This is a genomic window from Halanaerobium kushneri (genome assembly GCF_900156285.1).
GTDB classification, from domain to species: Bacteria; Bacillota; Halanaerobiia; order Halanaerobiales; family Halanaerobiaceae; genus Halanaerobium; species Halanaerobium kushneri.
The window spans coordinates 136,843-150,588 of the sequence record NZ_FTNC01000003.1 but is presented as its reverse complement, the minus strand read 5'-3'; the positions used below and the strand labels follow the sequence as shown (position 1 = coordinate 150,588).

At 35.8% G+C, this 13,746-nt stretch carries 12 protein-coding genes; all 12 read right to left on the bottom strand.

Annotated elements, in window-relative coordinates; all coding sequences use genetic code 11:
- Nucleotides 1-229 precede the first annotated feature (229 nt).
- Nucleotides 230-1,633, bottom strand: a complete 1,404-nt coding sequence (locus BW929_RS03410) for a glycoside hydrolase family 30 protein (RefSeq protein ID WP_076543980.1) — start codon at nucleotides 1,631-1,633, stop codon at nucleotides 230-232.
- Between the two features lie 48 nt (nucleotides 1,634-1,681).
- Entirely contained in the window at nucleotides 1,682-3,304 is a 1,623-nt protein-coding gene (locus tag BW929_RS03405; RefSeq protein ID WP_076543979.1) for a glycoside hydrolase family 5 protein, read from the bottom strand.
- Between the two features lie 20 nt (nucleotides 3,305-3,324).
- The gene (locus tag BW929_RS03400) at nucleotides 3,325-4,167 is read right to left on the bottom strand and encodes a carbohydrate ABC transporter permease (RefSeq protein ID WP_076543978.1); all 843 of its coding nucleotides are present in this window, start codon (nucleotides 4,165-4,167) and stop codon (nucleotides 3,325-3,327) included.
- Complete coding sequence (locus tag BW929_RS03395; protein WP_076543977.1) at nucleotides 4,167-5,054, bottom strand: carbohydrate ABC transporter permease; 888 nt, start codon at nucleotides 5,052-5,054, stop codon at nucleotides 4,167-4,169. Before BW929_RS03395 ends, BW929_RS03400 begins: the two co-directional genes overlap by 1 nt.
- Nucleotides 5,055-5,092: 38 nt before the next feature.
- Nucleotides 5,093-6,349: an ABC transporter substrate-binding protein gene (locus tag BW929_RS03390; protein WP_076543976.1), complete on the bottom strand. Its 1,257-nt coding sequence runs from the start codon at nucleotides 6,347-6,349 to the stop codon at nucleotides 5,093-5,095.
- Nucleotides 6,350-6,467: 118 nt separating this feature from the next.
- Nucleotides 6,468-7,514, bottom strand: coding sequence for a response regulator transcription factor (locus BW929_RS03385; protein ID WP_076543975.1), 1,047 nt, complete (start codon nucleotides 7,512-7,514; stop codon nucleotides 6,468-6,470).
- A gap of 3 nt (nucleotides 7,515-7,517) precedes the next feature.
- A complete protein-coding gene (locus tag BW929_RS03380) occupies nucleotides 7,518-9,284 on the bottom strand; it encodes a sensor histidine kinase (protein WP_076543974.1) in 1,767 nt (588 codons plus the stop codon).
- A gap of 207 nt (nucleotides 9,285-9,491) precedes the next feature.
- Nucleotides 9,492-9,686: a hypothetical protein gene (locus tag BW929_RS03375; RefSeq protein ID WP_076543973.1), complete on the bottom strand. Its 195-nt coding sequence runs from the start codon at nucleotides 9,684-9,686 to the stop codon at nucleotides 9,492-9,494.
- 241 nt (nucleotides 9,687-9,927) lie between these two features.
- On the bottom strand, nucleotides 9,928-10,407 hold the full coding sequence (locus BW929_RS03370; RefSeq protein ID WP_076543972.1) for a hypothetical protein: 480 nt from the start codon (nucleotides 10,405-10,407) through the stop codon (nucleotides 9,928-9,930).
- A 106-nt stretch (nucleotides 10,408-10,513) separates the two neighbouring features.
- Nucleotides 10,514-11,905: an SLC13 family permease gene (locus BW929_RS03365; RefSeq protein WP_076543971.1), complete on the bottom strand. Its 1,392-nt coding sequence runs from the start codon at nucleotides 11,903-11,905 to the stop codon at nucleotides 10,514-10,516.
- Nucleotides 11,906-12,011: 106 nt separating this feature from the next.
- Nucleotides 12,012-12,431 (bottom strand): hypothetical protein, encoded by a 420-nt coding sequence (locus BW929_RS03360; protein WP_076543970.1) that lies wholly within the window; start codon nucleotides 12,429-12,431, stop codon nucleotides 12,012-12,014.
- Between the two features lie 205 nt (nucleotides 12,432-12,636).
- Nucleotides 12,637-13,734: a DUF6765 family protein gene (locus BW929_RS03355; RefSeq protein WP_076543969.1), complete on the bottom strand. Its 1,098-nt coding sequence runs from the start codon at nucleotides 13,732-13,734 to the stop codon at nucleotides 12,637-12,639.
- Nucleotides 13,735-13,746 lie beyond the last annotated feature (12 nt).

Genomic DNA, 13,746 nt, shown 5'->3' with positions numbered 1-13,746 from the left:
CCTATTTAATACAAATTATTAATTTTTTTAAAGAACTCGCTTTCATCTTAACTGAAAATTTTAATTAAGAATTTAATAAGACAGGATCAAATGAAATAAGCCCTGCTCGAGATAATTTCTCTAAAGCAGGGTATTTATAATTTATTTAATATATTCTTCTTTATTTTTTCCAGAGTTTTAAAAAGCCAGTAAAGTCGGACAGGAAGATGATAATTTAATGCTCCAAATATTAACTGTAGATTAAGGTCATAATTGACTTAGCTTTTATTTTAATATCTGCAATTCTATTAGTCTCTACATCTTTTAAAGTAAATTCAATTTCCTCATCCTGCTTATTTAACACTACAATAATCTTTTCATCTTCAGGGCTAATAAAAGTTGCTATCTCTAAATCAGCGGTATATTTACTGCTGGCAATTTTCCTTGAGCCCTGAGCTATGTATTTGCTAAAATGCCCAATAAAACAATATGCTGGTTGATATCTTAATTCCTCTGCCTGAGTATCATAAATTATTGGAGCACTACAAAAGTTCTCTGCATGATTGGGGCCTCCCCTTTCATCTAAAAGTAAATTCCAGTCCAGATATACTGAAAGACCACTGTTGAAATTACCAATAATATCATGGGCATAATATTCTCCAAATTCCCAGGGAGAATCTGCCGCTCCTGCTGAATTAGCTCTTACTTTCTCTGCCTTTTTTGCCATAGAAGTATCTCTGCTGCTTAATTCTAAACAGCCTTCAGTAAAGATAAGCTTTTTATCAGGAAAAAATTCTCTGCATAAACTCAAATTTTCAAAGTGATCACCAGAATACCAGTGAAAAGCAAGTCCATAAACCTTTTGATTAGTCTCTGGATCACTCAGTATCTGCCTGGCCCGCTCAAACAACCGCTCCTTATTGTGATCCCAGATTAATATTTTAACATCTTCCAGTCCTGAGCTGACGAGGGCCGGGTACAAATAATCTCTTAAAAATATTTTTTCCTCTTCAGCTGTATAGATACATGACTCCCAATTCTGTACTGCCAGGGGCTCGTTTTGAACTGTCAGCATCTCGATCTCTATACCCTTACTTTTATACTCTTTAATATATTTAACATAGTATTCAGCCCAGAGAGCATAATATTCTTTTTTTAGCTTACCCCCATTTAACATACTATCATTTGTTTTCATCCAGGCCGGCGGGCTCCAGGGAGAGGCGATAATTGTTATTTTCCCCTCTTTATATTCTTTTGCAGCCTGAATAAATGGTATCAAATAATCCTGCTCACAATTTATACTGAAAGAATTGAGATTAAGGTCATCTTCATTTTCACAGTAAGCATAATTGCCAAATGAAAAATCACAGCTATTAATGTGAGTTCTGCCAAATGAATAGTTTAGTCCTGCAGCTGAAAAATATGATCTGAGAAATTCTTTTTGCTGCTCTTCATTCATTGCCGAATAGTTAAAAGCAGCCGCCTGGGTAAATGCTCCTCCAAATCCTTTTATCTTTTGATATCTAATATCGCTGTAGACCATCACCAGCTGCATTTCCTGGTTATTTTCATCTATGCTAAAATTTATATCAGTTAATTCTTCAAACCACTGTTCTTTATCTTTGCTGGATTGAAAAATTTTTATATCTCCCATTACCTCACCTCGACTAAGAAAAATTTTTGACCTTTTAATTTAACTCTTTTAAAGGGATTTAAGCTTAAGCCATTTTAAATCTATTGAACCTGCAGCTGTTTTAACAACTATTTGATGTTTGCCTGGAGAGAGTTTAAATTTTTTGGAAAAAGATAATTCAAGCCATTTTTTACTTGAGAGATTAGTCATAACTTCATTTTCCTGGTCATCAATAATAATTTCAACTGCTGCATTTTTATCTCCATTTACCTTTAAAGATAAAGCAATTTTGCAAAAAGTGTTTTCTAAAGAGTCTTCTAAATTGAAATCATAGGCTGACCACTCATCCTCGTCTAACTGAAGAGCCAGCCAGTCTTCTTTTTTCCAGGCCTCACCTTTTTGGTGTTCAAAATTTGCTTTTTTTCGATCAGAATCAATAAATTTAATCTTAGTCCTGTCTTCAGATCTAAAATCGACCTGACTTGAGTTATATTCTTTTAGATAAAAACTCTTATTTTCACCCTGATAGTTATAAAAAACAGCTGGAATTAAAAGAGCCGGCCTTCTAAAAATCGCCCTGACAACATCCTGGTGGTAGACACAGTTATCAAAAATAATATTATCCAGATACTCCTCTAGGATTTCTGCTGCTGAAGCTTTTTCAGGTTTAGCTCCTCCATTAAGATAATTTATCAACTTAGACCAGCCGTCAGGTTTTTTTATCGAACAGGGGGAGTTGCTGGTGCTCATCTTTTTCCAGGTCCAAAAATTCCAGGATATTTGATGATCCTCAAAAAGCTGAAAAGCACCTGTATACCATTCCTTATTATTTTCTCCTCCCTCACCCATAAAAATAGGAAGCTCTAACTCATCTCTCTTTTTAAGATACTGACTAATACTTTCTGTATCCGGGTTATTCCAGTACTTATGAAACTGGAGCATCAGATTATGATCAATCTTTTCTTTAAAAATAGACCAGTCTGTTGACCAGTGCAGACCTTCTAAAATAATCATATGTTTTTTGTCTATCTTTCTAATAGCTGCAATAATTTCCTGATATAGGGGTAAAAGCCGCTCATTATATTTTGAAAACCAGTTGGGAAGTGGTTCATTTAATAAATCATAACCTGCCACAATCCACTGATCTTTATATCTCTCAGCCAACTTTTCCCAGATATCAATGGTTAAATCTTTATATTTATCTTCCAGAAAAAGCTCCGGCAGATCATTTTCCGAATCGTCGATGTTGGTCCCCGTCTGGCCGCCGGGAGCCCCGTGGAGGTCCAAAATAACATATAATTTATTTTCCCTACACCACTTAATTACCCTGTCGATTAACTTCAGGTGTTCTTCGTGATAGATAGGACCTCTGCTGTCTTTAAGCAGAAAACGGGAATTAATCGGTAGACGAATAGAATTAAAGCCTTCCTCAGCAATCTTTTTAAGATCAGCCTCTCTAATGAAATTATTGTAATAGCTATCCCAGAATTCAGCTGCCTGATCACTGCCCACTAATTCCCGGACCATTTTTTCTATTCTGCGGGGTCTGTCACCATTTTCAGGAAAAAGCCACATATATCCTTCCGGTAAGAGCCAGCTTCCAAAACCGACTCCCCGCAGCAGTATTTCCTCTCCCGCACCATTTATAAGTTTTTGCTTATCTCTTTTTAAAAAACCTTTGACTTTATTCAATAAATTCTCCTCCCATAATTTTAGCCTTTAATTGCTCCATCAGCCACACCTTTGACAATATTTTTTTGTAATAATAGATAGATTATAACAACAGGCAGCATTGCTAAAATCAAGGCTGCAAGTATTGAAGACCAGTCATTGTTGTATCTACCAAAAAGCATATTTGTTGATAAAAGTAGGGTATAATGATCAGAGTCAACTAACATTAAAAGTGGTAGTAAAAAATCATTCCAGATCCACAAAGTGTTAAGGATCATCACAGTTGCTGAAATAGGACGCAGCAGGGGAAAGATCACCTTAAAAAAGAGCTGAAGCTCACCACAGCCATCTATAATTGCTGCCTCTTCTATCTCCCTGGGAATTGATTTTGTAAAACCATGGTACAAAAAGATTGCCATCGGAACTCCGAGCCCAATATAGATTAATCCCAGCCCAACTGTAGAACCCTGAATCCTTAGATTTTTACTGATACTTGTCAGAGTAATCATTATTGAATGAAATGGAATCAGCATGGACATTACAAATAAGCCAAATATTAAGCTGCTCAGCTTTCCCGAATTACGAGATAACTTATAACCGGCCATCGAACCAAATAAGACTATACCGCTGACCCCGATAGAAGTAACAACCAGGGTATTCCAGAGGCTGCGGAGAAAATTTATTTTTTGAAAGGCAGTAATGTAATTTTTAAACTGCAGCTTTGAAGGTAAGGAGATTATACTATTCATAATCTCTCCTTCAGTCTTTACCGAGTTGAGAAAACTCATCAATAAAGGGAATAGGGTGAAGATTAAGTATATAAATAGAACAATATATACTAAAAGTTCGGTAAATTTTATCTGCTTAAAACTCTTTATTTCCATTAGAGCTCAACCTCCCTCTTTTTCATTAATGAGAGCTGCACTACTGTAATCAGGGCCACAATTGTAAATAAGATCATTGCTTTAGCACTGGCATATCCATATCGATTGTTCATGCTGAAGGCCTCTTCAAAAATATTTAAAGCTATCACCTGAGTAGAACGCCCGGGCCCACCACCTGTTAGAGCATATACTGCATCAAATACTTTAAAGGAAGAATTGAGGGTTACAAAGATTCCAACTGTGATCGCCGGTAAAATCATGGGCAGAGTGATATGTCTAAATATCTGAAAATCATTTGCTCCATCAATCCGGGCTGCTTCTTTAAGATTATTTGGTACCCCCTGTAGAGCAGCTATATAAATCAGCATAATATATCCCACTCCACCCCAGAGAGAGACAATTAAGATCGCATAAAATGAAAAATTAGGATTGCCGATCCAGGACTGGTCAAGGAATTTAAAAATAGTGTTGGCGGCTATAAAGGGCAGTACTTCTGTAAAAATAAACATCCAGATAAAACCACCGATAATCATACTAATCATATTCGGCATAAAAAATATTGTTCTTAATAAACCTTTGCTTTTCTGCCTTGATTCAACTAAAACAGCCAGCAATAAGGCAATTGTATTCTGCAGCAAAACCATAAAAAATACAAATTTTAAGGTAAAGAGCAGTGAATTGATAAAATACATATCATCAGTTAATGCTTCCACATAGTTGGACAACCCCACCATTTTATAGGTGGGATTAAGTCCATTCCAGTTTGTCAGGCTGTACCAGAAACCGCCACTGGCAGGGAGCAGAACAAAGGCTGTATAAAAAATAAGGGCCGGCATGACAAAGGCTAACATAATTAATTTTTTTTTCTTGCTTTTAGATAATTTCATTGTTGATCCCCCACTAAAGTGTATCCTATTTATGCTTTCTATTTGCTGATCGAATCTTTCCAGGCTTTATCAAGTGATTTAATAATCTCTTCTTTGCTCACTGTCTCCACATAATAGCTCTGTAAAAGCTTTGCTGTTTCGTCAGTTACACCACCAGGAATAGATAGATCCTGATAGGCCCTGCCTTTAGATGCATATGACATCGCTTCTTCCACCCAGGGGAAACTCTGATAATCATGGACTGTAGAAATAGGATTGAACTTTAATTTTTCAAAAAGCTCTGAGGATTTTTCCTGATCAAGGATGAAGTTTAATAGGTCATAGGCTACCTCTTTCTGTTTGCTGTTTTTAGAGACAGCGAGTGAAGTTGATGTAGATAGGTTGATCATAGTTCCTTCAGGATTATTGCTGACTGGTAAAGGTGCAACTCCAATTTCCATTTCAGGGTTAGCCTCTAAAATTGACCCGGCCATCCAGGGACCCTGAACCCACATTGCAGCTCTACCATTAGCAAAATCTGCTGAACCGGCTGTACTGCCAACTTCAAAGGGTTTTTTAGTTCCGTTTTCCATTATTAAATCTATAATATTAAATACTTCTATTACATCTGCATAAGAAGCCTGATTATTATTCATATCAACCACAAAATCAGGATATTCAGAATTTACAACCCCACCAAGTGAGAGGGCCATCATTAACTGGGGAATCCATGATTCCTTAAAGGAAAGTAAAAAGGGAGTATGATCATTACTTTTTAAAACTTCAATTGTTTCTTTCATTTCAGCTAGAGTCTGGGGTGGAGTTAGATTTAGTTCATTAAATATCTCCTTATTGTATAAATAACCCCAGGCTAAACTCTCAAGTGGTAGGGCAACTACCTTATTATCATATGTTACAGTTCTTTTTACACTCTCATATAGTGTATCTACAAAGGGCTCATCGGATAAATCAGTTAAATATCCGGCCTCATAAAATGTTGGTATATCGGCCATTGCATGCAGGGTGAAGATATCTGGGGCATCATTTGAGGCAAGTCTTGTCTTTAAAATCTGCTCTGCATTCTGAGGATTGGGCATCTCCAGTTTAATTTTGACATCAATATTTTTTTCTCTCATTTCCTGCTCTCTGAATTCTGCAAAATACTCTTCAAAATGATCTCTAAATCTCGGGAAACTCATAAATACCTTTAATTCCACCTCTTCTACCTGATCCTGAGCACTAACTGCGAGACTGAATCCCGGCAGCAGAGCAGTTACCACTGCCAAAACCAGCATTAAAGAAATTAATTTTTTCATTTTTTTATTACCTCCTTTTTATTCTATTTTGATTATATTATAAATATTTTTAATATTCATTTAACAAATTTAACCTACTTTATTGTACTATATTGATATCCAGAAAATACTTCTTTAATTACTCATCACAGATGGAGCCTGGAGTTTTTCCATAATATTTCTTAAAAACCCTGTAAAAATAAGCGAGGTCATTATAACCTGTAACCTGAGCTGTTTCCTTGATCGAAAGCTTGCCCTCTTTTAATAACTGTTTTGCTTTTTCCATTCTCTTGCGAATAATATAGCTGCTGATGTTCTCCCCAGAATAAGATTTAAATTTTCGGCTTAAATGTTCTTTACTCACAAAAAAGTGCTGGGCCAGAGTTTCTAAGGAGATAGGGTCCTGAAAATGGCTGTTTATATGGGCTTTTACTTCTTCGATTTCCAGCTGACCGCTGTTTTTAATTGAATCTTCAACAGTATCAATCCCTTCAGAATATAGATTTGAAAGAATCTCAAATAACTTTATCCAGGCTAAAGCTGTAATTTCTGCAGGAATTATAGCTTCCTCACTGAAAGCTGCTCCTTCTTTTTTTAAAAATTCATCTAAGATCAGCTTAAAATCATTGAAAACTAAAAGAAGCCCTTTTTCCTTTTTTAGTGCTGGAGAGGATTTTTCCATAAAACTCCCCAGCTGCTTGAATGTTCTCAAGATTGAGCCTTTATCAAGGGAGAGTAAATACTCATTTATCCGCTGCCGATAGGCACTGTATTTCTCCTGCTCTTTAGCTTTTGAAAATAACTCTGCCTTTTTTGATAAAATCCGGGCACATTTTTCCAGTGAGCTGTTCAGCTCCTCTCCATTAATTGGCTTTAGTAAATATTCAACAGCCTGAGATCTAATCGCCTGCTGCATATATTCAAAATCATCATAGCCACTCATAACTATTATCTTAATCTCAGGAAATTTTTCTGCTATAGTTTTTAAAAGTTCAGGCCCGTCAAGAGCCGGCATCCGCATATCAGTTATCACAATATCTGGTCTTTCTTTTTTGATAAGCTGAAGTCCATTCTGACCATCAACAGCTTCTCCGACTATATCCAGTTTGTATTTTTCCCACCTGCCAAGTGACTTAATAACTTCTCTGGCCCATGGCTCGTCATCTATAATAATTACTTTTAACATTTTTTAATCTCCCTTCTTTCCCGGCAGTACTAAAACTATCAGTGAACCCCTTGTTTTTTTACTAAAGATTTTGATGCCGTAACTATTGCCAAAATGCAACTTTAAACGATTATTGACATTTTTGAGTCCAATTCCTCCGTCATTAACCTGAGAATCAGAAGATTTATCATCATTTTTTGTCCAGCTGTTCCCCTTAAGTTTTTGGCGGACTTCTTTTAATTTGCTTTTAGTGAAGCCGACTCCATTATCCCTGACTATAATTGCTATTCTGCTTCTTACTTTTTTAACATGTACCTCAAGATTCCAGGCACCTACTTTGGGCTGCAGTCCATATTCAAAGGCATTTTCTACTATCGGCTGCAGGGTAAAACGGGGAATAACTAGATCATCAAAGCTCTCTGCAGCAGAGATATTGGTCTGAATCCGGTCACTGAAGCGCTGTTCCTGAATATAGATGTAATTTTCGGTATGTTTGAGCTCATCGGCTAAAGTAACTAAATTTCCTCTACTTGAAATTGAATACCGCAAGAGATCGGCTATTACACATGTAATCCTGTAGATCTCTGGAATATCTTTCTCCAGAGCCATCCCCCCTATAAACTGCAGGGTGTTGTTCAGAAAGTGAGGATTGATCTGAGCCTGTAAGGCCTTAAGCTGAGCCTTTTTAAGTTCAATTTCTCGGTGGTACTCTTCTTCGATCAGTGTTTTAATTCTTTTCATCAGGGAATTAAAATCCCTCTCCAAAATCCCGATTTCTCCCCCACTCTGGACTGATTTTGCCTCAAAATCTCTTATTTGAGTTTTACTCATCGTGTTGGCAAGTTTTAGAATTGGCCTGCTGATTCTGAGGCTGATTAATACTGAAAAAACTAAAGCAATAATTGTAAAAATAATCCCGATTATAATTCCCGCTTTAATAGTAGGGTAGATACTGTAGGCGACTACCCTGCGGGGCAGAATTTTTACTAGAGATAATTTACCCTCATCTACACCTTGTAACCAGAAATAATAATTTTCTGATTTTAAAAATTCTAAGTTGGCTGAGGCCAGGTCAGCATCTTTTAATACCTTATCCACCTCTGGATTATTGGAATTTTCAGTATTATACAAAATTTCTTGCTGATCATTCATTAAGATAAGGTCTGCCTCTTCACCGTTTTTTAATATCTTATTCAGCTCCAGCCAGACGTCATTGTTAATAAGGGCTGATATTCCGCCCAATAACTCCTGGTCTTCAAAGCGATTAATGCTGTGATAAACTGAGACAGCTTTAGATTGATCAGCTCTCTCAAAATAGATATTTACCGGCCCCTTAAGTAATCTATTCCAGCTCTGATCCTGCTCAATATTTAAATCGGTAATTGTACCTGTTCTCTCATAGTTAACAAAAAAAGCTTTTTTACTCTGATGATTATATAGGGTGAGTTCTTTTAAAATAGTGGAATTAGAATAAAAAATAGGGTTGACTGTCTGGCGGAGATAATCATAGATCTCGTATTGAATTCTTGAATCAGTATTATCAACTTCAGAAATTGAGTCCATTAATTTCTGATTGATGTGAATTGAATAAAAAAGTCCATCAATATCTTCAATCAATTTATTCAAATACTGATCTGCCCATTCCATTCTCGAGTTATTGGCCTTAATAATTTCCTCTTCCACCGAATCACGGGTATTATTAGTTGCAATCCAGGTAACAGTTATGATCGGAATTGTAGTAATACAGATCATAAGAACTAAGAGGCGGAGCCGGATGCTTTTTAATTTCATATTTTTTCAGACCTTTCTTATTATCATTGATAAAAATATATTAACATTATAACAGCAAATCAAAGTAAACAAAAATTTTTTATGGTATTTATCTACCACTAAATATAATCTTAAAACATAAAAAGTCCCCTTACTTTTAGACAAATTATCATTTAATCTGTCTACAATAAGGGGATCATATAAAAAATGGAACTGATTTTAATATTATTATTTAGCTAAAGCATCTAATACCTCTTTATGATTCTCATAAATCTCATTAAAAATTTCTTCCTGACTGTTCTTTTTATTATATTCTTTAATAAACCTTCTTATTTCTACACTTGCATTACTACCAGAATCATGTGTAATTTTTTTAAATTTTTTCCATTCTTCCTCATCAATACGGAATTGTTTTATTTTCATTCTTTTTCTCCTTTTGCACCAATAATGTCCCTACAATGTAGTTATATAATTAATTTGATTTTTGGTCAAGAAAATTATTTACAACAGTTTTTGATTTGTTATTTTATATTAAAATAACAGGTAATTGCAAAGTAAGATTCCCTATTATTGCAGGCTAAAAACTCCTACCTCAACATTTTGTGTATAATGTTGTATTAAAAAATCCCGGCAGCTCATTAAAAACGCCGGGATAATATTTCTTCTATTTATTTTTCCTTTTCCCATCATAAAAAATATCCTTTGGCAGCTCGATTTTTTCCAGCCACTCTTTGATCTCTTCTTCTTTAACCTGGTCTGAAACAAATTCATTATGGGAGAAGTTGATAAATATCCCATCCAGCTCAGTAGATTTGATGTCTTCTTTTAATTTCTTTAAATTATGCTGCTGAATCAGCTTCTTATCAAGTATGAAGCTCTTTTCTGCCGCCATTTTCTTGAGCTCATCCAGATAATTTTTGGCATTATCCTGATAGATATCAACAACAGAATTTTCTAGATCACTTACTACTTTCTTACCTAAAACTCCAACATCAGATATTAAATGCTCAGAAAGTTTGGGTACTCCCTCAAGCATTATGGCTCTTACAAAGAGTTTATCTTCAGGCTTCAGCTTCTTTTTCAGGTGCTTACTTATTTTTTTTAAACCACAATAACTAAATAAAACCAGCATATATTTTTTCATTATTTATCCCCCACAAGTTATATAAAATCTATTTTTTAGATTAATTTTGACTTCTTTAATTTAGAAAATATTATACCTAATCAACTTAATTATTTAAAATAAAAAATTAAATAAATATTTCAAGACCGATCAGTGGCCAGTAGAATCTGGCAACTAAAATATAAATTAGCCAGCCAATTATTTTAAGCACTAAACCCCACTTTAGAGCATCTTTAATCTCAAAATAACCGGAAGAAAAAGCAATTGCATTTGGTGGTGTTCCCATCGGTAGCATAAAGGCAAGTCCTCCTGATAAAGCTACAGATAAGGTCAGCAGTATTGGATTAAGACTATAGGCATCGGCTGCACTAAAAGCAAATGGTAAAATTACTGCAACAGAAGCTATATTACTTACCCCCTCAGTTAAGATTGAGGTAAAGACTGCCAAAAGTATTATAAATAAAAATGGAAGCAAATTAAGCTGAGAAAAGAATCGAGCTGCAATCCAGTCTGTTACTCCTGTTTCAACTAAGGAAGAAGAAACTACTATTGCTCCACCATACATTAAAATTACTCCCCAGTTGACATATTCCTCTACTTCCTTCCAGCTAACTACCTTAAAAGCAACAATCATAACTCCTCCAAGAAGAGCACTGACTGCTATGTGAACTATATTCGATAAGAATAACCAGCTGAAAACTACAGCTCCTAAAATAAGGAGCAGCTTCTTTTCAGCTTTAGTTAAGCTTCCCCTCTTTTCGGCCTTTTCCTTTAACTTTTCCAGAGATTGAGAAGTATCTTTGATATCAATATCTGCAAATCTTGTAATAATAAATGCAAAAACAATAATCAGTAAGAATGGAAGCGGCCAGCTGTATTTAATCCATTCAAAAAAGCCAATGCTGATCCCATAGTGTTTTTCTAAAAGCCCCACTGCTAAAAGATTACGGGCTCCTCCGAGATAGGTTGTAATTCCTCCGATAACTGTTCCCCAGGCCATTGTTAAAAATAGGAGTTTTCCGTAGTTGCTCTCTAAGGGTTTAAGGCCCAGGCTGACTGCAATCTCTAAAACTATTGGAAAGAGCAGGGCTGCTACTGCGTGCTCCGGCATAATTAGAGATAAAGAAGCTGCAGCAAATAAGATTCCATATAAAAGTTTAAGTGGGCTGCTGCCGCTAAAGGAAATTATTTTAAAGGCCAGACGGGAACCGAGTCCTGTCTGATAAAGACCGGAGGCTAAGATTAGAGCTCCTAAAATAAAGAAGATTGCCTTTGAGCCAAAAAGAGAAAAGGTATATTCAATGCTCATTACATTTAAAAGCGGCAGTAAAGCAATCCCTAAAAGTGAAGTCACAGAAAGGGGCAGCACGTGAGTCACCCAGAGGGTTAAAACAAGTACAAATACAGCAAGTGCCCTCTGTCCTGCCAGACTGAGTCCATCAAAGGTAGGAAGCAGCAAAAGAACAATAAATATTAGAATACCTATATATTTAAATATTTCTTTTATATATTTTAGCATTAAAACCATTCCTTTGTTGAAAATAAGAGCGAGAAAACCAGCTGTTTTTTAAAATTATAAAAAGAAAACCTCTCCTTTTCGCTCAGAGGAGAGGCTTTTAAAATTGCTATTTTGCCAATTTGTTCTCTAATTTATATATTTCTTTTTCATTTTCGATTTGCTTGCGGGCATAATAGGACATATCTGATTCAATGTTATTAAGTTGGGCTTCAGTTTTAGTTCTATATTCACTTAAGCCACCAATCTGCTCAAATGTTGCATTAACTCTCCGTTCAATTCGAGCTAATGTTTCATTTGTCTTATTTCTAAAGCTGTTGAATTCACCTCGGAAGTTTGAAAGATTACCTTCTAAACCGTCAACTCGAGAATCTAAAGCTGCAACTTTATTGTCTAACAAACTGACTTTAGTATCTAACTTATCAAATTTAGTATCTAACTTATCAACTTTATTATCTAACTTATCAAATTTAGTATCCAGGTCTTCAATCTTAGAAAGGATCAAATTTAAAGTCTTATCTTCAGCCACCTCATTTTCACTCCCCTTTCTACCTGTTCTCCATAAACTTTTTAAATCTATTTAAATTTATTATCTATTTTTATAATTACTAACTAAATTAATTATATTACTTTCAAAGTCTGATAGCAAGCAAATCCAAATTAAAGATAACTTAATTTAACTATCCTTCTAGAAGAATTTAGCCCATTTAATTTTCTTGAGCGAGGGCTGTTTTTTACCAGTTTGCCAGCTCCAGCCGTTCAAAGACAGGCGGATCAAGAAGCTCAATGATCTCCTCCTGCATCTCCTTTACTGACTCCTGAAATTTAAACCAGTGAGTCTTCTGATAGGTTTCGCTCTTCCAGCTGTAACAGCTTTTTAAGAATTTAAGCCGCTTTGAAAAATAATCCAAAGCCAGGCGCTGCCAGCTTGAATTGCGGTCAATTTTAAAAAAATCGGTATTTATTTTTACCGCCTTATTAAACCAGAGTGAGGGATCATAATCTTTTATCTTTGCTGCTCCATACTCTTTTTTTAAACTTAATTTCCGGCAACAATTAATCCGCCGCTTGCGGCTGTTAACCTTAAATAATTCCGGGCATTCTGATTTTTTCCCGATCACTCTAGCCAGGTCAGCAAGCAATTCTTCTTTTTCAGAGCTGATAGCTGTTTCAGACGCTGCTGGATCCTGGTACTTCTTTAGCTCTTCGAAGATCCTACCGGCTGCTTTTAAAAAAAGATCCTTATTATCCCACAGAAAATTTGACCTGCAGAGTCGCGGGTCCTTCCAGAGAGCATGAAGAATATCTGGACGGTGGCCGGCAGCTGCATGCCCAATTTTATAGACTGATCTCTTAAAAATCGAACTTAGTTTCTGCTGGATTCCCTTCACCAGGTTAAACTCATCATAATAACCGACAAAGTTCTGATGGGCAAAGCTGTCAGCAAAAGAGTGGATGGCCAGCCCTATTTTATATAAATTATCTGACTTAAGTCCAAGTTTAAGCACCTGCCTGGCATTTCTGCTGTCCGGGGTTGTATTTAAAAGATGGAGTTTACCATCCCGACGCCGAGCAGATTCAGCCAGAGGATCACCGGGAATAAAGTGGAAGACCGGATAAATGCGGAATAAATTTTTCTTTGGTCTGGTAATATTTTTAGTCTGGGAGATATAATTGCTGTAAGCATAATTAGAATTCTGATCAATATTATAGACCAAATCATTATCATCGATATACTGGCTGGAATAAGCAATTATCTCTGCCTCTGCTGGCTTAAAGCCTGCCCTGACTGTTATCAGGTAGGTCATGTAATAATGAAATTCAATGTTCAATTTTATCACCCC

Bases quoted from the DNA above. Each gene is read 5' to 3' on its own strand.
- BW929_RS03410 (WP_076543980.1), bottom strand. From the start codon at position 1,633: ATGGGAGATATAAAAATTTTTCAATCCAGCAAAGATAAAGAACAGTGG.
- BW929_RS03400 (WP_076543978.1), bottom strand. From the start codon at position 4,167: ATGGAAATAAAGAGTTTTAAGCAGATAAAATTTACCGAACTTTTAGTA.
- BW929_RS03395 (WP_076543977.1), bottom strand. From the start codon at position 5,054: ATGAAATTATCTAAAAGCAAGAAAAAAAAATTAATTATGTTAGCCTTT.
- BW929_RS03390 (WP_076543976.1), bottom strand. From the start codon at position 6,349: ATGAAAAAATTAATTTCTTTAATGCTGGTTTTGGCAGTGGTAACTGCT.
- BW929_RS03385 (WP_076543975.1), bottom strand. From the start codon at position 7,514: ATGTTAAAAGTAATTATTATAGATGACGAGCCATGGGCCAGAGAAGTT.
- BW929_RS03380 (WP_076543974.1), bottom strand. From the start codon at position 9,284: ATGAAATTAAAAAGCATCCGGCTCCGCCTCTTAGTTCTTATGATCTGT.
- BW929_RS03375 (WP_076543973.1), bottom strand. From the start codon at position 9,686: ATGAAAATAAAACAATTCCGTATTGATGAGGAAGAATGGAAAAAATTT.
- BW929_RS03370 (WP_076543972.1), bottom strand. From the start codon at position 10,407: ATGAAAAAATATATGCTGGTTTTATTTAGTTATTGTGGTTTAAAAAAA.
- BW929_RS03365 (WP_076543971.1), bottom strand. From the start codon at position 11,905: ATGCTAAAATATATAAAAGAAATATTTAAATATATAGGTATTCTAATA.